This is a genomic window from Mesorhizobium sp. C120A (assembly GCF_030323105.1).
Taxonomy (GTDB): Bacteria; Pseudomonadota; Alphaproteobacteria; order Rhizobiales; family Rhizobiaceae; genus Mesorhizobium.
The window spans coordinates 3,425,993-3,444,482 of sequence record NZ_CP100476.1 but is presented as its reverse complement, the minus strand read 5'-3'; the positions used below and the strand labels follow the sequence as shown (position 1 = coordinate 3,444,482).

Here is an 18,490-nt window from a genome sequence, read left to right as displayed (position 1 = left end):
ATTTAATCAGATGTTTAGCCGCGATCCCTGAAACGGTTGGTGATGGGATAGCGGCGGTCGCGTCCAAAATTCTTACGGGTGATCTTCACACCCGGCGCCGCTTGCCGGCGTTTGTACTCGGCAATGTAGAGCAAATGTTCGACGCGCGTCACCGTCGCCCGGTCGTGGCCGCGCGCGACGATGTCGTCGACGCCCATTTCGTTCTCGACCAGGCATTCCAGAATGTCGTCCAGCACCGGATAGGGCGGCAGCGAATCCTGGTCGGTCTGGTTCTCGCGCAATTCCGCCGACGGCGCCTTGTCGATGATATTCCTGGGGATCACCTCGCCTGAGGGACCGAGCGCGCCCGGCGGCACATGGCTGTTGCGCCAGCGCGACAGCGCATAGACCTGCATCTTGTAGAGGTCTTTTATCGGGTTGAAGCCGCCATTCATGTCGCCATAAAGCGTGGCGTAGCCCACCGACATCTCGCTCTTGTTGCCCGTGGTGACGACCATCGAGCCGAACTTGTTGGAAATCGCCATCAGGATCGTGCCGCGCGCGCGGCTCTGCAAATTTTCCTCGGTAATGCCTTCCTTGGTGCCCTCGAAAAGCTGCGTCAGCGTATGCAGAAAACCCTCGACCGGTTCGAAGATCGGCACGATGTCATAGCGGCAGCCAAGCGCACGGGCGCAATCCTCGGCATCCTTCAGCGAATCCTCCGAGGTATAGCGGTAGGGCATCATCACCGCCCGCAGCCGCTCCTCGCCAAGTGCGTCGACGGCAAGGGCCGCGCAGATCGCCGAATCGATGCCGCCGGAGAGACCCAGCACCACGTTCTTGAAGCCGTTCTTGTTGACGTAGTCGCGCAGGCCGAGCATGCAGGCGCGGTAGTCCGCCTCTTCGCGCTCGGGGATTTTCGACATCGGCCCTTCCGAGCAGACCCAGCCGTCGAACTCTTCTGCGTTTTGCGCGCCTGCGGCGACGCGGTTGCGCTTCCAGGTGGTGACGTCGACAGTTTCCTCGAACTGGCTCATCTGGAAGGCAAGCGTCTTGTCGGCGCCTATGGCAAAAGAGGCGCCGTCGAAGATCAGCTCATCCTGGCCGCCGATCTGATTGGCATAGATCATCGGCAAACCGGTCTCGATGACCTGGCGGATAACGACCTGATGGCGCACGTCCATCTTGGCGCGGTAGTAGGGCGAGCCGTTCGGCACCAGCAGGATTTCCGCGCCGCTTTCGGCCAGGGTTTCACAGATGCCGACGTCGCCCCAGATGTCCTCGCAGATCGGAATTCCGATGCGCACACCGCGGAAATTGACGGGTCCCTGAGCCTCGGGGCCGGCCTGAAAGACGCGCTTCTCGTCGAACTCGCCATAGTTTGGCAAATCGAGCTTGTAGCGCTCGGCGAGGATCTTGCCGCCATCGGCGATGATGATCGAATTGTGGGTGCCGCTCTTGCGCTTCAGCGGCGTGCCGATGATGACGCCCGGCCCGCCATCGGCGGTATCTCCGGCGAAGTCTTGCGCGGCCTTCTCGCAAACCTTGAGGAAGGCCGGCTTCAGCACCAGGTCCTCCGGCGGGTAACCGGCAAGGAAAAGCTCGGTGTAGAGCACGATGTCGGCGCCCTGGCGGGCGGCATCGGCCCTCGCCTCGCGCGCCTTGGCAAGGTTGCCGGCGACATCGCCGACCGTCGGGTTGAGCTGGGCAACGGCGATGCGCAGAATATCGGGTGCGGTCTTCTGGGTCATGCCTGCGGTTTAGCGCGGCAAATTTGCCCGGGCAATGGCGTTCGTTTGGACCAATTCGGTGATCAGTCATCGCCCATATATTCCCGCAGCGATTGCGGCGAATGGTTCTCTCCGATCGACATCGCCAGAATGCGCGAGATGTGCCGGCGCGGCAGGCCGGTTTCCTGCGCCCATTTGTTGATCTGCGCCTGAATCCTGTCGAGATCCCTCTTCGACGTCGGACTTTCGGCGATGTCGAGGCCGGCGTCACGCAAAGCCGCGACCATATCGGCCGAGATGACGAAGGCGTCCCATTGCAGCCAACGCAGGAAATACTGGCCGGTGTTGCCGCCAAGCCGGCTGCCATGCTTGCCGAGATACGCCATCAGCCCGACCTGGTCGTCGTCAGGCCACTCCGCGAGGAATTTGCCGAAACCGCCATGTTCCTTCGACACACGCTCAACGAAGGCGGCGTTGTCGCGGACGGATTTGATCTTCTGCGGGTTGCGCACAATGCGTTGATCAGCCGTCAGGTCGTACCAGAAGTCATCAGGTTGAAACAACAGCCGTTTCGGCTCGAAATGGAGAAAGGCTTCCTCGAAGCCCGGCCATTTCTGTTCGATGACGCGCCAGACGAAGCCGGCGGCAAACACCCGCTCGGCCATCGTCGACAGGATGCGATCGTCCGTAATGTCGGCAACGGCAGCATTGTCAGGCGCCGGCCCGAGCAGCGAGGTCAGCACCGCGTCGCCGCCTTTGCGTTTTGCAGCACGGGCGCGAATCTTCGCGAAATCGGGCATCCTGCATCCTCGCGCCGCGCTTTTGACGAAACGCCATCTTCCTATATGCAAACGAGGCTGCCAAGCCGACGCTTTTCCTATGGAGACATCCATGCACAAAACCGTGCCAGAACTGGCCAACCGCTGGCTGAAGCGAACGCCGGAGGGCCTCAGCGAGCTCGAGCGGCGGGTGTTGCAGAGCACTGTCGACCGCAAGCCCATCTCGCAGGATATCAACGACAGCCTCACCGGCCTTCAGGGCGCCGGCGACCGGATCGCCGATGCCATTGCCCGCATCGGCGGCTCGTGGACGTTCATCCTGTCCTTCATTGCTTTCCTGGTGCTGTGGATCGGCGCCAATTGGTGGCTGCTCGGGCGAGACTCGTTCGACCCCTACCCCTTCATCTTCCTCAACCTGGTGCTGTCGATGATCGCCGCCTTGCAGGCGCCGGTGATCATGATGTCGCAGAACCGACAGGCCGCGCGCGACCGCATCGACGCCGCGCATGACTATGAGGTCAACCTCAAGGCCGAGATCGAGATCATGGCTCTGCATGAAAAGCTGGACGAACTGCGCCACAGCCAGATCATCTGCGTGCGCGAGGACATTGCGCGCCTGGCCGAACAGGTGAACCGCATAGACGAAAAACTGTCGGGCCGGCAAACCTCTCAATGACCGGGATCGTCCATCACCTCATCGAGCAATACGGGTTGATCGCGGTTTTCCTGGGCTGTGTCGCCGAAGGCGAAAGTGCGGCCATCCTCGGCGGCTTCTTCGCCCATCAGCATGTCTTCATCCTCTGGAAAGCTTTCCTCGCGGCCGCCATTGGCGCCTTCGTCGGCGACACGTTTTTCTTCGTCCTCGGCCGCAGCTTTGCCGACCATCCCAGGGTGCTGAAACTGAAGGCGAGGCCCGGCTTCAACCACGCCTACCGTCTCGTCTCGTCCCATCCCAACATATTCGTCCTGTCCAACCGCTACATCTATGGCCTGCGCCTGGTCGGCGGCATCGCGGCCGGTTTCGCCAGCATTTCGGTAGCGCGCTTCGTTATCCTCAACGCGGTGTCGTCGCTGGTCTGGGCGGCTTTGTTCTGCGGCATCGGCTACGTCTTCGGTCTCGGCGCCGAGCAGATGATAGGCAAGGCACTGCTCCATCACGAACGGCTGCTGATCGCGCTTGCCATAGGTCTGGGTGTCGCCATCCTTGCCTGGCTCATCGCCCGCACCGTCGCCGGCAAGGAGCGCGCCAAGGACGCCCGCGACAGCGAAACCACATCGTAAGGTTCAGTCGTCGTCCTCGACCAGAGCCCGGTCGCCGCGATCGAGGATCAGCGGGATGATGAGATCTTCCTCGTCGGCCAGATGCCGCTTCAGCATGGCGATCAGCCGGCTGTTCTCGTCCGCATAGGCGTCGGCGGCGAAGCGCTGCCTGTCCTCGCTCTCCTCGAGCGTGCGGATGAAGGCGTTCGCCGTCTCGGCGTTGCGCTCCAGCCCCTCATGAATGGTGTGATGGTCGGCATCGAGGATTTCGAAGCCGCGCTTCAGGCGCGGCTCCGCCTTGGCGAAAGCCGGGAAATATTGGTAGTCCTCGACATTGTGGTGGCCGTCGAGATTGCCGAGAAAGTGGTTCAGCCGCGGCGCGAACCAGCGCGCGAAATCCGGCGCCGTCAGCCTGCCTTCGCGATAGTCGCCAATGCAGTTGGTGAGCATGCCGCCCAGCTCTCGGAACATGTCGTGCCGCTGCAGCCACATGTTTGCCATGCCGTGGATGTTGGCGTGGCCCTGCCATGTCTCGCGCGGATATTTTTCCGCCAGCCAGCGCAGGTCTTCCGGCAGGCCGGCTCTTTCAAGCAGCAGAAAATTGGCTTCCACGACGTCAGTCTCCTTTGGTGACTAACATATGGGAGCGTTCAGATCAGATCGGTAGTCCTGTGATGCGCTCGATGAGGGCGATTCCCCAGACGCCGGCGACGATAACAACCGAAATCAGCACCGCCAGCGAGCCGCAGTCCTTGGCGAGCTGGATGTCGACGTTGAACTCGCGACTGAAGGCATCGCAGGCTGCCTCGATGCCGGTGTTCAGCACTTCGACCATGATGAGCAGCAGCACCGCGCCGATCAACAGCGCGTAGCCGCGCCACGAGACCGAGACGAACCAGCCGAGCGGCAGCGCCAGCACCAGCAGCATCAGTTCCTGCTGAAATGCCCTTTCGCTGGCGGCGAGCTTGCGAAAGGCTCGCACAGAATTGAAGTAAGCACCGATCAGCCGCTGCATGCCGCATCCCCTTCGAATCACCGGCAGGGGATATCGCAATGGCTGGATCAAGGGAATAAGGCAGCCGCCGCAAAATCACTCCTCCGCAACCTTGATCGTCGGCGTCGACTTCTCGAACTGCGGCAGTCCATCGTCGATCGTATAGTAATCGCCCTTGTCGCCGACAAAGATGTGGCATTGGCCTTCGAGCCCGGTCGGGTTGTCGAACGATCCGGCCAGAACTGAGACATAGGCATCCTGACCCGGCTTCCAGAACAGCACCGAGCCGCAGATCTTGCAAAAGCCGCGCTTGGCAAAGGAAGACGATTCGTACCAGCTGATGTTGTCGGCGCCGGTTATCGTGATGTCGCCGTCGGCGACGTTGGTCGCGGCGTAAAAATGCCCGCTCTGCTTGCGGCACTGCGAACAGTGGCAATAAATGACGCCGCGCAACGGCCCTCGCGTCTGGAAACGCACGGCTCCACACAGGCAAGATCCGCTGTGGTTGTTGCTCATCCCTACCTCCACCAGCCATCGTCCAGGGCTTCGCCGCTGGCCGAGAGGATTTCAGTTTTGCCGCAGCCGGGCACCGGCAAATGCGACATGGGGTGGCCGTGTTCGGACCTGACCTCAGGATCTTTGCAAACCATTTCTGCAGCCTGCGGTAGAACGGACGCGTTACCTGGCGGCACATTAAGGAAACTTTAGCGCCGGCGCATCTATGGTCGTTGCCAAGCGAATGTCGCGATTGGGGACGTGTCTTTCGCAGGATGATCCGAAATACGGCTGGCACTCTCCGGTCGGCGGCATCTCGCACGGTCTGCGATGGGTCCCAGAGGCAGAGTGAACAGAACATGCAGCCGGCAGCCGTCCAGACCGACCGAAACAGCGACATTGCAACAGCCGTTGTGGCGACCATGCGTCAGCTCGGCGTGCTTGGCCTGCCGCGCAATTACGAAATCTTCTACGAAGCACTGAAAGGCACCAATCGCGAACTCGGCCTGGCCGTCGTCGCGCTGGGCAACCAGCCGACGCAGGACGATCTCGACCGCATCGGCCGCGCTTTCTTTGCCCAGCATCACGGTCCCGGCATTGTCGAGCAGGCGCGCGACGTGTTGGCCAGGGAACTCGAGGACATCGCCTTGCTGCTGCGCAGCGAACGTAGCCATATCGAGAAATACGGCAAGATCCTCGATGAGACATCGAGTGGCCTCGCCAACCGCAACCTGCTTTCGCAGGATCTGCTGCAGAAGGTCGCCAGCGCCATGGCGGCGGCCACCAACTCGACCCTCGACCACGGCAAGCAGGTTGCAACCACGCTGAGCGACAAGACGGCGGAACTGGAGAGCGTCAAGTCGAAGCTTGAGGAGTACAAGCGGCTCGCCGACACCGACCCCTTGACCCATATCTGGAACCGCCGCGCCTTCGACAAGCAAATCACGGCGATTTACACCTCCAACAAGGGGATCCTGTTCAACGCCCTGATCCTTGCCGACATCGACCATTTCAAGGGTGTCAACGATCGCTACGGCCACCCGGTCGGCGACAAGATCATCCAGATCGTCGCTGAAATCTTCCAGACCAGCATCCGTGAAGACATGTTCGTAGCCCGCACCGGCGGCGAGGAATTCGCGCTGATCGTCGAGGGCGCCAGCGAGGATACCACTTACGAGATCGCCGAACGCATCCGCGTGCTGATCGAACAGACGCCGTTCACCAGCAGCCAGACCGGCGCCAATTACGGCACGGTGACCGTTTCCATGGGCATCTGCATGGCTTCCGAAGCGGAAAGCCCGGAGGATCTCTATACCAAGGCGGACCGGGCGCTCTACCGCTCCAAGGTTGGCGGGCGCAACCGCGTCACCCGGCACTCGACAATGGCCGGCCGCACCGGCAAGAACTGGCTGCTATACAAGAAAGACTGACGCTTCGGCGTGCAGCCAATTCCCGGGCACGGGCAAATTTATCGGATCCCGCCTCTTTCCATATGAATTTTCGTGGACTATATTTTCCATGGAAAGAGAGAGGCCATGTCTGTTACACAACCCAATGCTGCCGCCCCTGATCTGACCGCGAAGGCGGCCGAAAATGCGGTTCTGACCAAGGCCACGCTGCGCGCCGCCGAACTCCTGGATATAACCGCCAGGGTGCTTGCGTCGATCATCGGCGTCTCGGAAGCCACGGTTTCACGCATGCGCAGGCAGGAATTCCTGCTGGAGCGCGGCACCAAGCCGTTCGAACTCGCGGTGCTGTTCGTGCGGCTGTTCCGTTCGCTCGACGCCATTGTCGGCGGTGACGAGACGATAGCCCGGGCATGGCTGAAGAACGCCAATACCGCGTTCGATGGCAGCCCGCTTGAAAAGATCCTCACCATTACCGGGCTTGTCGATGTCATTGCCTATCTGGACTCCCGACGCGCTCTCGTCTGAAGCCGTCCGGCTCGACGGCAAATACTGGCGCATGGTCGAGGCGCAGCACCGCGTCTCGACCCTGAAGATCGTTGACACGCTGGACGAACAGGCGCTGCTCGAGGATCTGATCGAGGAGACCAAGCCGCAGATCCCCATGGAATGCAGGCATCTCCACTATCTGCTGGCGACGCCCTTCCGCTACGGCTCGATCTATCCCTACGGCTCGCGCTTCCGCCGCGCCGGCCGCACTCTGGGGGTCTACTACGCGGCGAAGACGATCATGACGGCGGTCGCCGAAATGGCCTTCTACCGCCTGCTGTTCTTCGCCGATTCGCCCGAGACGCCATGGCCGCACGACGCCGCCGAATACACCGCCTTCGCCGCCGCGATCCGTACCGACAATGCCATCGACCTGACGCGGCCGCCGCTCAACCGCGATCGGGCCCATTGGACGCATCCGACCGACTATGCCGCCAGCCAGGTGATTGCCGATGTCGCGCGTGAGGCTGGGCTGGAGGCGATCCGTTACCGTTCGGCGCGCGACCCGAAGGGCGTCAATGTGGCGCTGCTGACATGCCGCGGTTTTGCCAAGGCCAAGCCGCTGGAGCCGCATACCTGGCGCATCCGGCTCGGCGCGTTCGGCGTCCAGGCCATCTCAGAATTTCCGGAGAAGCGGATCGAGTTTTCCAGAACCGCCTTCGCCAATGATCCCCGGCTCAACGGATTGCGCTGGGAACGCGGGCGTTGATCAAACGAAAAAGCGCCGGATTTCTCTGGCGCTTATCATTTCAATTCTGAAAACAGGCTCTTAGCCGTTCACCGCCTGCTTGTGCTGCACCGGATGGCTCTTCTTCAAGAGATCCGACACCAGGAAGGCCAGCTCGATCGCCTGGTCGGCGTTGAGGCGCGGGTCGCAATGGGTGTGGTAGCGGTCCTGCAGCTCCTCGGCGGTGATGGCGCGGGCGCCGCCGGTGCATTCGGTGACGTTCTTGCCGGTCATCTCGACATGGATGCCGCCGGGGTGCGTGCCCTCAGCGCGATGCACCTCGAAGAAGGTCTGCACTTCCTTGAGGATGCGGTCGAACGGCCGCGTCTTGTAGCCGGCTGCCTCGATGGTGTTGCCGTGCATCGGATCGGACGACCACACGACGCTTCTGCCTTCCTTCTGCACCGCGCGCACCAGCTTCGGCAAATGGTCGGCGACCTTGTCGGAGCCGAAGCGGGCGATCAGCGTCAGCCGGCCCGGCTCGTTCTCCGGATTGAGCAGGTCGATCAGCTCCAGCAGACCGTCAGCCGTCAGCGACGGGCCGCATTTGAGGCCAAGCGGGTTCTTGATGCCGCGGCAATATTCGACATGGGCATGGTCGGGCTGGCGGGTGCGGTCGCCGATCCAAATCATATGGCCGGAGGTAGCGTACCAGTCGCCAGAGGTCGAATCGACGCGGGTCAGTGCTTCTTCATAGCCAAGCAGCAGCGCTTCGTGGCTGGTGTAGAAGTCGGTCTCGCGCAGCGCGTAATTGGTCTCGGAAGTGATGCCGACGGCCTTCATGAAGTCCATCGTCTCGGTGATGCGGTTGGCGAGCATGCCATACTTCTCGCCCTGCGGGCTGTCAGAGACGAAACCGAGCATCCAGCGGTGCACGTTCTCCAGGCTAGCATAGCCGCCCTGGGCGAAAGCGCGCAAAAGGTTGAGCGTCGCCGCCGATTGCCGGTAGGCCATCTCCTGGCGGGCCGGGTCGGGAATACGCGACTTCGGGTCGAACTCGATGCCGTTGATGATGTCGCCGCGATAGCTCGGCAGCGTCACCTCGCCCTTGGTCTCGTTGTCGGAGGAGCGCGGCTTGGCGAACTGGCCGGCGACACGGCCGACCTTCACCACCGGCTGCGCGCCGGCGAAGGTCAGCACCACCGACATCTGCAGGAAGACGCGGAAGAAGTCGCGGATGTTGTCCGCGCCATGTTCGGCGAAACTCTCGGCGCAATCGCCGCCCTGGAGAAGGAATGCATCACCGGCAGCGACAGCCGCAAGCTGCTTCTTCAGCTTGCGCGCCTCACCGGCAAAAACCAGCGGCGGAAAGGTGGCGAGCTGGGCTTCCGTGCTCTTCAGCGCGGCAAGGTCCGGATAGGCAGGAACCTGCTTGATCGGCTTCGCTCTCCAAGAATTCGGCGACCATTTCGTCATCGCTGCACCCAAACGCCTTTTCCAGCAGGCTTTTGCCCGCCATTCCTGCCCCACATGGGGATCGCGGCTCCATACACGAAGCCGATTTCCTATTCTAGACCGGAATTCAAGCGCTGGCGAATGGTAGCCGGCGGGCTATGCGGCCTTCTCCACCAGCCGCGCCAACTGCGTCATGACGACAGCCGAGCCCGCCAGGCGCTTTTCCGCCGTCGGCCAGTCGCGGATGAAGACCACGCTGTGGTCGGCCCTGATCTTGGCCAGCGAGCCCTGTTCGCCGATGTATTTGACCAGCCCGACCGGGTTGGAAAACTCGCGCTTGCGGAAATGGATGACGACGCCCTTGGGGCCGGCATCGAGCTTTTCGACATTGGCCCTGCGGCAGAGCGCCTTGAGGAAGACGATCTTGAGAAGATGTTTCACTTCCTCCGGCAGCGGACCGAAACGATCGATCAGCTCGGCGCCAAAGGCGTCGATTTCCTCCGTGTTTTCGAGATCGCCAAGGCGGCGGTAAAGCGCCAGCCTGAGCTGCAGGTCCGGCACGTAGCTTTCCGGGATCATGACCGCCGTACCGACGGCGATCTGCGGCGACCAGCCGCCATCCTGCACCTCGCCGGAATCCTTCACCTCGGCCACCGCCTCCTCCAGCATCTGCTGGTAGAGCTCGAATCCGACCTCCTTGATATGACCGGATTGCTCTTCGCCCAGAAGGTTGCCGGCGCCACGGATGTCGAGGTCGTGGCTGGCGAGCTGGAAGCCCGCGCCAAGCGTGTCCAGCGACTGCAGCACCTTCAGCCGGCGCTCGGCCGTGTCGGTGAGCTTGCGGTTGGCCGGCAGCGTGAACAACGCATATGCCCGCACCTTGGAACGGCCGACGCGGCCGCGCAGCTGGTAGAGCTGCGACAGGCCGAACATATCGGCGCGATGGATGATCAGCGTGTTAGCGGTCGGAATGTCGAGCCCGGATTCGACGATGGTGGTCGACAACAGCACGTCGTACTGGCCGTCATAGAAGGCGTTCATGATGTCGTCGAGTTCGCCCGGCGGCATCTGGCCATGGGCCACCGCCACCTTCAGCTCGGGGACGGATTCGCGCAGGAAATCATGGATTTCGGCGAGATCGCTGATGCGCGGAACGACATAGAAGGAATGGCCGCCGCGGTAGCGTTCGCGCAGAAGCGTCTCGCGGATGACCAGCGGGTCGAAAGGCGAGATGAAGGTGCGCACCGCCATGCGGTCGACCGGCGGCGTGGCGATCAGCGACAGTTCGCGCACGCCGGTCAAGGCAAGCTGCAGCGTGCGCGGGATCGGCGTCGCCGACAGCGTCAGCACGTGGACATCGGTCTTGAGGTCCTTCAGCCGCTCCTTGTGCTTGACGCCAAAATGCTGCTCCTCGTCGATGATCAGCAGGCCGAGATTCTTGAACGAGATCGCCGACCCGAGCAGTGCATGGGTGCCGATGACGATGTCGACCTGCCCCTCGGCGATGGCTTTCTTGGTTTCCGCCAGTTCCTTGGCGCCGACCAGCCGCGAGGCCTGGCCGACGCGGATCGGCAGGCCGGAGAAGCGCTGCGAAAAGGTCTTGAAATGCTGGCGCGACAACAGCGTCGTCGGCACCACGACCGCGACCTGGAACCCTTCCATCGCCGCGATGAAGGCGGCGCGCAACGCCACTTCGGTCTTGCCGAAGCCGACATCGCCGCAGATCAGCCGGTCCATCGGCTTGCCGGCGCCGAGATCGTCCACGACGGCATCGATCGCGCCCTGCTGGTCGTCGGTCTCCTCATAGGGAAAGCGGGCCGAGAACTCGCCGTAAAGCCCTTCCGCCGGCACCATGGGCGGCGCGGTACGCATCTGGCGCTCGGCGGCAATGCGGATCAGCTGTCCGGCCATGTCGAGCAGGCGCTTCTTTAGCCGCGCCTTGCGCGACTGCCAGGCGCCGCCGCCGAGCTTGTCCAGCGTCGCCTCGGCTGTGTCAGAGCCGTAGCGCGACAGAAGCTCGATGTTTTCCACCGGCAGGAACAGCCGGTCGTCGCCGGCATAGTGGATTTCCAGGCAGTCATGCGGCGCGCCGACCGCCTCGATGGTGCGCAGGCCGATGAAGCGGCCAATGCCGTGATCGGCGTGGACGACGATGTCGCCGGCCGACAGAGACGAGGCCTCGGCAATGAAATCCGAAGCGCGCTTCTTGCGCTTCGAGCGGCGGATCAGCCGGTCGCCCAGAATGTCCTGCTCGGCGACGACAACCAGCTGTTCGGTCTCGAAGCCGGATTCCAGTGGCAGCACCGCAAGGGCGGCCTGCCCCGGCTCGAGCTTTTCGGCTTCGGCCAACGTCGCCACCGGCACGAGATTGCCGAGATGATGCTCGGCCAGGATCTGGCCGAGCCGATCGAGCGATCCTTCGGTCCAACCGGCGACGATGACCCGCCGGCGCGCCGCGCGCTCGTCGGCGATGTGTTTTACGACGACGTCGAAGACGTTGGCGTTGGGGTCGGCACGTTCTTCGGCGAAGCTGCGGCCGTGGCGCGAACCGCCATGGAACACCTTTTTGGCCCCGACATCGGGCGCGTCGAAGGCGGTGAAGTCGATGGCTTCGCGCGGTCCGAGCGACGCCACGAGGTTTTCCGGTGAGAGATAGAGCAGGTCCGGCGCCACCGGCTTGTAGGGCACGGCGTCCTTCAAGGCGGCGTCGGCCTGTTTGCGGCGCGCTTCGTAGTGGTCGAGGATCAGCGTGTGACGCTCAGCCAGCGCTTCGTGCGCCAGATGGTCGAAGATGACAGGCGCATCCGGCAGATAATCAAACACTGTCTCCAGCCGCTCGTAGAACAGCGGCAGCCAGTGCTCCATGCCGGCAAAGCGCCGCCCTTCGCTCACCGCCGCATAAAGGCCGTCGTCGCGCTGCGGCGCGCCAAAGGCTTCGATATAGGAGCGCCGGAAGCGGCTGATGGTTTCGGGCATCAGCGCCACTTCGCTCATCGCCTGCAGCGCCATCGACTTGCGCTGGCCGGTTGTGCGCTGCGTGGCGGCGTCGAAGACGCGGATCGATTCCAGCGTGTCGCCGAAGAAATCGAGCCGCAGTGCTTCCGTCCAGCCGGGCGCGTAGAGGTCGAGGATGCCGCCGCGCACGGCGAATTCGCCGATACCGCGCACCGTCGGCACTCGCTCGAAGCCGGAAATCTCCAGCCGGGACACCAGCGCGTTCATGTCGATCTGGTTGCCGGGCTTTGCGTGGAAAGTCTGCGCTTCGACCAGATCGGCCGGCGGAATGCGCTGCAGCAGTGCATTGGCAGTGGTCAGGATGACCGCGCGATGCGGCTTTTTTGCCAGCGCGATCATCGCCGTCAGGGCGTCGAGCCGCTTGGCGGCGGCATCGGAGCCTGGCGAAACGCGGTCATAGGGCAGGCAATCCCAGGCCGGCAACTCCAGCACCGGCAGGCCGGGGGCGGCAAAGGTCAGCGCCTCGATGATCGACGGCAGGCGCTGGCCGTCGCGCGCCACGAACAGCACCGGTTTGTCAGGCGCAATCTCATGGATCGCCTGCACCAGCGCAAAGGCTTCGTAGCCATCGGCAACGCCGTCGACGATGAACTGGCCGGCACGGCCTTTCGGCAGACCGATTTTGGGAATGAGGCTCATGGTTGCACGTTTAAAATGTCATGGTCCGGCGCGATGCCAAGATCTTTTGCAGGACGGCACAGTCGATATTCCTGGGAACCGGGCGTTCGCCGGTGACCATGGGCAGGAATTCGGTGTCGGGGATGTCGAGGAGCCTTTCATATTGGTCGATTTCATCGCCGGTCAAGGCGCCGATCTCGTTGTCGGCAAACGTACCGAGGATAAGGTCCATCTCGCGCATCCCGCGATGCCAGGAGCGGAACAACAGCTTGCGGCGCCTGATATCCAGCCCCTCGCTTGATCGTTTCGTCCCGGTCATCGTGCCGCATCCTTGCTTGGTGCGGCGCATATAGCGTGGATAGAGGGCGGTGTCAGCCTTGCAACGCACGGGTGGGCGGCTAAACATCCCGGGTGTGAAGAACACTCCTGACAACGCTGGTGCCGGACACCGCCCGCACTTCACCCTCCCCCTTGTGGGGAGGGTCGGCGAGCACGCTTCGCAAAGCGAAGCGAGTGAGACGGGGTGGGGGTGCGGCGCTGACCTACCGACTTCCTCGAAAGTTAGCCGCGCACCTACCCCCATCCCGCTCCGCTTCGCGGATCGACCCTCCCCACAGGGGGGAGAGTGAAGCCATGCGCCCCTCCCTCCTCGACCCTCTCTTCGTCCCGATCACTTCGCTTGCCGGCGTCGGCCCCAAGGTTGGCGCTCTGATCGAGAAGGTGGTGGCGGCCGATCTCGGCGAACGGCCGGCGCGCGCCGGCGACCTGTTGTTCGTTCTGCCGCACACCGTCATAGACCGCCGCAATCGTCCCGGCATCGCGCTTGCGCCGGCCGGCGCCATCGTCACGCTCGACGTGCGCATCGACCGCCACCAGCCGCCGCCGCGCGGCAACCGGTCGGTGCCTTACCGCGTCTATGCCTATGACGACACCGGCGAGATCGGCCTGATCTTCTTCCACGCCCATGCCGCCTATCTCGAAAAAGCGATGCCAGTGGGCGAGCATGTCGTCGTCTCCGGCCGCATGGAGTGGTTCAACGGCCGCCCGACCATGGTCCATCCCGACCATATCGCCCTGGTGAGCGAGGCGGAAACACTGCCGCTGGTCGAACCGGTCTATCCGCTGACCGCCGGCCTGTCGGGCAAGGTGCTGCGCCGCGCCATCGGCCAGGCGCTCGGCCGGCTGCCGGAATTGCCGGAATGGCAGGACGGCGCCTTCATGCGCAAGCAGACTTTCCCCGCCTTCGCCGACGCGCTCGCCCGCATCCACTATCCCGCGGACCCGATCGATGTCGCCATCGAGGGGGTGGCATGGCGCCGCCTTGCCTATGACGAGCTTCTCGCCGGCCAAGTCTCGCTGGCATTGGTGCGGGCAAAAGTGCGCCGGCTGTCGGGCCGGCCGCTCATCGGCGACGGTCGCATCGTCGAGAAACTGCGCGCAGCCCTGCCCTATTCATTGACCGGCAGCCAGGAATTCGCGCTTGCCGAAATCAATGCCGATCTGGCCGACCCCGAGCGCATGCTGCGCCTGCTGCAAGGCGATGTCGGCTCCGGCAAGACGGTGGTGGCGCTGCTGGCCATGGGGCGCGCGGTGGAGGCCGGCGGCCAGGCGGCCTTGATGGCGCCGACCGAAATCCTGGCGCGCCAGCATCTGGCGACAATCACGCCGCTGGCCGAACAGGCCGGCCTGCGCGTCGCTATCCTGACCGGCCGCGAAAAGGGCCGCGAACGCGCCGATACGCTGGCGGGCCTGGCCAGCGGCGACATCGACATCGTCGTCGGCACCCATGCGCTGTTCCAGGAAACGGTGACCTATCACGACCTCGTCTTTGCCGTGGTCGACGAGCAACACCGCTTCGGCGTCCACCAGCGGCTTGCCATCACCGCCAAGGGCGACGCCCCCGACATGCTGGTGATGACGGCGACGCCGATCCCGCGCACTCTGGTGCTGACCGCCTTCGGCGACATGGACGTCTCCAAGCTGACGGAAAAGCCGGTTGGCCGCCAGCCGATCCGCACCGTCACGCTGCCACTGGAACGGCTGGACGAACTGGTCGGTCGCATGCTGGACGCGGTTGCCGACGGCCAGAAGATCTACTGGATCTGCCCGCTGGTCGAGGAATCCGAAGAGATCAAGTTGATGTCGGCCGAGGACCGTTTTGCCTCGCTGCAGCCCTTGTTCGGCGATCGCATCGGCCTCGTCCACGGCCGCATGAAGGGCGCCGAAAAGGACGAGGCGATGCGCGCGCTCAAGGCCGGCGAAACCCGCATCCTGATCGCCACCACCGTCATCGAGGTCGGCGTCGACGTGCCGGACGCCACCATCATGGTCATCGAGCATGCCGAACGTTTTGGCCTGGCGCAACTGCACCAGTTGCGCGGCCGCGTCGGCCGCGGCGACAAGCCTTCTTCCTGCGTGCTGCTCTACAAGGACCCGCTCGGCGAAACGGCCAAGCGCCGGCTGTCGGTGATGCGCGAGACCGAGGACGGGTTCCTGATCGCCGAAGAGGATCTGAAGCTGCGCGGCGAAGGCGAATTGCTCGGCACCCGCCAGTCCGGCACGCCGGGCTTCCAGGTGGCGCGCATCGAGGTGCACGCCGACTTGCTCGAAGCAGCCCGCGACGATGCAAGGCTGATCCTGTCGCGTGATCCGGAACTACAGTCTGAGCGCGGCGAGGCGCTGCGGCTGCTGCTCTATTTGTTCGGCCGCGACGAGGCCGTGCGGCTCTTGCGTGCCGGCTGAGCCAAAGCACCAAGCGGCGGGTTGGCGAGATCTCCGTCGATCGGCTGGCCGTTCATCGTCACCATTTTCGGCTTGACTTCGGGCGCCACCAGCCCGGCCGAGACGATCAGCCTGGCGCCATCCTCGATCGTCATGTCGAGCAGCACGATGTCGGATTTCGGCACGTACATCAGGAAACCGGTGGTAGGGTTCGGCGTGCACGGCATGAACACGGCGATCATCGGGTCGCCTGCATGGTCGAGCTTCTGGTTGATCTCGGTTTCCTTCTCGCTGGCGACGAAGACCAGCGACCAGACGCCTTTTCGCGGATATTCGACCAGCCCGACCTGGCGGAACATATCGCCCTTGTTCGACAGCACCGTCTGGAAAATCTGCTTCAGCGAACCGTAGATGCCGCGCACCAGCGGCATACGGCCAAGCAGCCGTTCGCCGAAATTGACGATGGCGCGACCGACGATGTTGGCGGTCATGAAGCCGATCAGCGTGATCAGCACGAGCGCCACGATCAGGCCGAAGCCGGGCACCGGAAACGGCAAATAGGTGTCGGGGCTGTAGCGCGCCGGAATGTACGGCTTCACCCAGGAATCGACCCAGCCGACGAACGACCAGGCGATATAGGCGGTGATCGCCAGCGGCGCGCAGACGATAAAGCCTGTGAGGAAATAGTTCCTCAGCCGGGTCATGCCTGAAGTTCTGGGAGCATCGGACATGGTTCACCGGGGACGCGGGTTGCAGCGCCACACTAGTGAAGCGGACGGCGCTTTGGAACTGCGAAGTTTTTTAGACCCCCGATGAGCGCCGACTACTCCACCGTCACCGATTTCGCCAGGTTGCGCGGCTGGTCGACGTCCGTCCCCATGAACACGGCGGCGTAGTAGGCCAGCATCTGGATCGGCAGCGCATAGATGATCGGCGAGATGATTTCCGGCACGTCGGGCAGGATGATCGTCTCCATCGTCTTGACGCTGACCTGCGCCGCGCCCTTGGCGTCGGTGATCAGGATGATCTTGCCGCCGCGCGCCGCCACTTCCTGCATGTTCGACACGGTTTTTTCGAAGATGCGATCATGCGGCGCGATGACGATGACCGGCATGTTCTCGTCGATCAGCGCGATCGGCCCGTGCTTCAGTTCGCCCGCGGCATAACCCTCGGCATGGATGTAGGAGATTTCCTTGAGTTTCAGCGCGCCTTCCATGGCCAGCGGGAAATTGGTGTCGCGTCCGAGATAGAGCACGTCCTTGTAGCGCGAGATTTCGCGCGCGATGCGCTCGATCTGCTCTTCGAGCTTCAGTACCTGGTTGGCGTAGCGAGGCGCCTCCGAAAGAGCGCGCACCAGCGTCTTTTCCTCATCCTTCGAGATCGTGCCGCGCGCCACACCCGCACGCACCGCCAGCGAGGCCAGCACCGAAAGCTGGCAGGTGAAAGCCTTGGTCGAGGCGACGCCGATCTCCGGCCCGGCCAGCGTCGGCAGCACGACGTCGGATTCGCGCGCCATGGTCGATTCGCGCACATTGACGATGGCGCCGATCTTCATGCCCGCCTTGCGGCAATAGCGCAGCGAGGCCAGCGTGTCGGCGGTTTCGCCGGACTGCGAGATGAAGAAGGCGGCATCATCAGCGGATAATGGCATTTCGCGGTAGCGGAATTCCGAGGCGACATCGATGTCGACCGGCAGCCGCGCATAGCGCTCGAACCAGTATTTGCTGATCAACCCCGCGAGATAGGCGGTGCCGCAGGCCGAGATCGCCAGCCGGCCGATCTTGGCGAAGTCGAACGGCAGTTCCAGCGGCTTCGACAGGCCAGAGACGAAATCGACGTAGTGCGCCAGCGTATGCGAGATCACCTCGGGCTGTTCATGGATTTCCTTTTCCATGAAATGGCGGCGGTTGCCCTTGTCGACCATGAAGCTGGTCGACAGCGATTGCTGGCGCTTGCGGGCAACCTCTTTGCCGTCGATGTCGAAGATGGTGACGCCATCGCGGCGCACCACCGCCCAGTCGCCGTCTTCAAGGTAGGTGATGGAATTGGTGAAGGGCGCCAGCGCGATGGCGTCGGAGCCCAGAAACATCTCGCCATCGCCATGGCCGACGGCCAGCGGCGGGCCATTGCGGGCGCCGACGATGAGGTCCTCGTCGCCGGTGAACATGATGGCCAGAGCAAAGGCGCCTTCCAGTCGCTTCAGCGCCTGATGCGCCGCCTCGATCGGCTTCAACCCTTTGGCGAGTTCGCGCGCCACCAGGTGCGCCACGACCTCGGTGTCGGTCTGTGATGAGAAGGAATAGCCGTCGCGGATCAGTTCGTCGCGCAGTTCGGCGAAATTCTCGATGATGCCGTTATGAACGATGGCGACGCCGTCGGAAAAATGCGGATGGGCGTTGGTCTCGTTGGGCACGCCATGCGTGGCCCAGCGCGTGTGGCCGATGCCGATCGTGCCATCGAGCGGCTCGTCCTTCAGCCGGCGTTCGAGGTTGATCAGCTTGCCTTCGGCGCGGCGGCGGCCAAGCCGGCCATGCTCGACCGTGGCGACACCGGCCGAGTCATAGCCGCGATATTCCAGCCGCTTCAGCGCATCGACGATGAGCGGCGCGACCTGGCTCTGGCCGACAATTCCGACGATACCGCACATATGCCTGCCCCCAATTCCCGCTGGAAAACCAGTCCCGATGGAAAACCAGCGCTATCTAGGGATTGCCGGCCCGCCGCGAAAGTCACTTTGCGTTTCGTCTGCTGTAACGGAACGCTTCTCAACCCGATGCACTATGACACACCGCTCTTGCAATCCGGTTACCGCAATTCCTCGG

The 18,490-nt window shown here is 63.2% G+C and carries 16 protein-coding genes; 6 read left to right on the top strand and 10 right to left on the bottom strand.

Features of this window, described 5'->3' with window-relative positions; genetic code table 11:
• Nucleotides 1-14 precede the first annotated feature (14 nt).
• Nucleotides 15-1,730: an NAD+ synthase gene (locus NL532_RS16500; protein WP_023725738.1), complete on the bottom strand. Its 1,716-nt coding sequence runs from the start codon at nt 1,728-1,730 to the stop codon at nt 15-17.
• 62 nt (nt 1,731-1,792) lie between these two features.
• Nucleotides 1,793-2,509, bottom strand: a complete 717-nt coding sequence (locus NL532_RS16495) for a DNA-3-methyladenine glycosylase I (protein WP_023681549.1) — start codon at nt 2,507-2,509, stop codon at nt 1,793-1,795.
• 91 nt (nt 2,510-2,600) lie between these two features.
• Between NL532_RS16495 and NL532_RS16490 the strand changes: the two genes are divergently transcribed.
• Together NL532_RS16490 and NL532_RS16485 are read left to right on the top strand one after the other, a co-directional pair.
• Nucleotides 2,601-3,164, top strand: a complete 564-nt coding sequence (locus NL532_RS16490) for a DUF1003 domain-containing protein (RefSeq protein ID WP_023681550.1) — start codon at nt 2,601-2,603, stop codon at nt 3,162-3,164.
• On the top strand, nt 3,161-3,769 hold the full coding sequence (locus NL532_RS16485; protein WP_023695416.1) for a DedA family protein: 609 nt from the start codon (nt 3,161-3,163) through the stop codon (nt 3,767-3,769). Before NL532_RS16490 ends, NL532_RS16485 begins: the two co-directional genes overlap by 4 nt.
• A gap of 3 nt (nt 3,770-3,772) precedes the next feature.
• On the opposite strand, the gene NL532_RS16480 is transcribed toward NL532_RS16485, so the two are convergent.
• The 3 genes from NL532_RS16480 to NL532_RS16470 all read right to left on the bottom strand — a co-directional run bounded on the left by NL532_RS16480 (nt 3,773) and on the right by NL532_RS16470 (nt 5,258).
• Nucleotides 3,773-4,360, bottom strand: coding sequence for a hemerythrin domain-containing protein (locus NL532_RS16480; RefSeq protein WP_023825640.1), 588 nt, complete (start codon nt 4,358-4,360; stop codon nt 3,773-3,775).
• Between the two features lie 43 nt (nt 4,361-4,403).
• A complete protein-coding gene (locus NL532_RS16475) occupies nt 4,404-4,763 on the bottom strand; it encodes a diacylglycerol kinase (protein ID WP_023667554.1) in 360 nt (119 codons plus the stop codon).
• A 75-nt stretch (nt 4,764-4,838) separates the two neighbouring features.
• Nucleotides 4,839-5,258 carry a GFA family protein gene (locus tag NL532_RS16470; protein WP_023667555.1) on the bottom strand — a complete coding sequence of 140 codons (420 nt, stop codon included), beginning with the start codon at nt 5,256-5,258 and terminating at the stop codon, nt 4,839-4,841.
• 338 nt (nt 5,259-5,596) lie between these two features.
• Between NL532_RS16470 and NL532_RS16465 the strand changes: the two genes are divergently transcribed.
• The 3 genes from NL532_RS16465 (at nt 5,597) to NL532_RS16455 (ending at nt 7,901) form a co-directional block, all read left to right on the top strand.
• Nucleotides 5,597-6,667, top strand: a complete 1,071-nt coding sequence (locus NL532_RS16465) for a GGDEF domain-containing protein (RefSeq protein ID WP_023828659.1) — start codon at nt 5,597-5,599, stop codon at nt 6,665-6,667.
• A gap of 105 nt (nt 6,668-6,772) precedes the next feature.
• Nucleotides 6,773-7,171: an MbcA/ParS/Xre antitoxin family protein gene (locus tag NL532_RS16460; protein ID WP_023681556.1), complete on the top strand. Its 399-nt coding sequence runs from the start codon at nt 6,773-6,775 to the stop codon at nt 7,169-7,171.
• Complete coding sequence (locus tag NL532_RS16455; RefSeq protein WP_023828660.1) at nt 7,131-7,901, top strand: RES family NAD+ phosphorylase; 771 nt, start codon at nt 7,131-7,133, stop codon at nt 7,899-7,901. Before NL532_RS16460 ends, NL532_RS16455 begins: the two co-directional genes overlap by 41 nt.
• Before the next feature lie 60 nt (nt 7,902-7,961).
• Here the strand turns inward: NL532_RS16455 and NL532_RS16450 are convergent, their stop codons facing one another.
• The 3 genes from NL532_RS16450 to NL532_RS16440 all read right to left on the bottom strand — a co-directional run bounded on the left by NL532_RS16450 (nt 7,962) and on the right by NL532_RS16440 (nt 13,266).
• Nucleotides 7,962-9,335, bottom strand: a complete 1,374-nt coding sequence (locus tag NL532_RS16450) for a class II 3-deoxy-7-phosphoheptulonate synthase (protein ID WP_023738961.1) — start codon at nt 9,333-9,335, stop codon at nt 7,962-7,964.
• A gap of 135 nt (nt 9,336-9,470) precedes the next feature.
• Entirely contained in the window at nt 9,471-12,968 is a 3,498-nt protein-coding gene (mfd, locus tag NL532_RS16445) for a transcription-repair coupling factor (RefSeq protein WP_023828661.1), read from the bottom strand.
• Between the two features lie 10 nt (nt 12,969-12,978).
• Nucleotides 12,979-13,266 (bottom strand): FAD assembly factor SdhE, encoded by a 288-nt coding sequence (locus tag NL532_RS16440; protein ID WP_023681561.1) that lies wholly within the window; start codon nt 13,264-13,266, stop codon nt 12,979-12,981.
• A 314-nt stretch (nt 13,267-13,580) separates the two neighbouring features.
• On the opposite strand from NL532_RS16440, the gene recG reads away from it, so the two are divergent.
• A complete protein-coding gene (gene recG, locus NL532_RS16435) occupies nt 13,581-15,689 on the top strand; it encodes an ATP-dependent DNA helicase RecG (RefSeq protein WP_286487379.1) in 2,109 nt (702 codons plus the stop codon).
• Here recG and NL532_RS16430 read toward each other — a convergent pair.
• Both NL532_RS16430 and glmS read right to left on the bottom strand, forming a co-directional pair.
• Nucleotides 15,641-16,399 (bottom strand): DUF502 domain-containing protein, encoded by a 759-nt coding sequence (locus tag NL532_RS16430; protein ID WP_027050381.1) that lies wholly within the window; start codon nt 16,397-16,399, stop codon nt 15,641-15,643. The two genes, recG and NL532_RS16430, sit on opposite strands and share 49 nt — an antisense overlap.
• A gap of 92 nt (nt 16,400-16,491) precedes the next feature.
• On the bottom strand, nt 16,492-18,315 hold the full coding sequence (glmS, locus tag NL532_RS16425; RefSeq protein ID WP_023825645.1) for a glutamine--fructose-6-phosphate transaminase (isomerizing): 1,824 nt from the start codon (nt 18,313-18,315) through the stop codon (nt 16,492-16,494).
• Nucleotides 18,316-18,490 lie beyond the last annotated feature (175 nt).

What these genes read in the sequence shown, in the direction of transcription:
- glmS (WP_023825645.1), bottom strand. Translation starts at nt 18,315, where the DNA reads ATGTGCGGTATCGTCGGAATTGTCGGCCAGAGCCAGGTCGCGCCGCTC.
- NL532_RS16475 (WP_023667554.1), bottom strand. Translation starts at nt 4,763, where the DNA reads ATGCAGCGGCTGATCGGTGCTTACTTCAATTCTGTGCGAGCCTTTCGC.
- NL532_RS16485 (WP_023695416.1), top strand. Translation starts at nt 3,161, where the DNA reads ATGACCGGGATCGTCCATCACCTCATCGAGCAATACGGGTTGATCGCG.
- NL532_RS16455 (WP_023828660.1), top strand. Translation starts at nt 7,131, where the DNA reads ATGTCATTGCCTATCTGGACTCCCGACGCGCTCTCGTCTGAAGCCGTC.
- NL532_RS16490 (WP_023681550.1), top strand. Translation starts at nt 2,601, where the DNA reads ATGCACAAAACCGTGCCAGAACTGGCCAACCGCTGGCTGAAGCGAACG.
- NL532_RS16470 (WP_023667555.1), bottom strand. Translation starts at nt 5,258, where the DNA reads ATGAGCAACAACCACAGCGGATCTTGCCTGTGTGGAGCCGTGCGTTTC.
- NL532_RS16440 (WP_023681561.1), bottom strand. Translation starts at nt 13,266, where the DNA reads ATGACCGGGACGAAACGATCAAGCGAGGGGCTGGATATCAGGCGCCGC.
- recG (WP_286487379.1), top strand. Translation starts at nt 13,581, where the DNA reads ATGCGCCCCTCCCTCCTCGACCCTCTCTTCGTCCCGATCACTTCGCTT.
- NL532_RS16450 (WP_023738961.1), bottom strand. Translation starts at nt 9,335, where the DNA reads ATGACGAAATGGTCGCCGAATTCTTGGAGAGCGAAGCCGATCAAGCAG.
- mfd (WP_023828661.1), bottom strand. Translation starts at nt 12,968, where the DNA reads ATGAGCCTCATTCCCAAAATCGGTCTGCCGAAAGGCCGTGCCGGCCAG.
- NL532_RS16465 (WP_023828659.1), top strand. Translation starts at nt 5,597, where the DNA reads ATGCAGCCGGCAGCCGTCCAGACCGACCGAAACAGCGACATTGCAACA.
- NL532_RS16460 (WP_023681556.1), top strand. Translation starts at nt 6,773, where the DNA reads ATGTCTGTTACACAACCCAATGCTGCCGCCCCTGATCTGACCGCGAAG.
- NL532_RS16430 (WP_027050381.1), bottom strand. Translation starts at nt 16,399, where the DNA reads ATGTCCGATGCTCCCAGAACTTCAGGCATGACCCGGCTGAGGAACTAT.
- NL532_RS16500 (WP_023725738.1), bottom strand. Translation starts at nt 1,730, where the DNA reads ATGACCCAGAAGACCGCACCCGATATTCTGCGCATCGCCGTTGCCCAG.
- NL532_RS16495 (WP_023681549.1), bottom strand. Translation starts at nt 2,509, where the DNA reads ATGCCCGATTTCGCGAAGATTCGCGCCCGTGCTGCAAAACGCAAAGGC.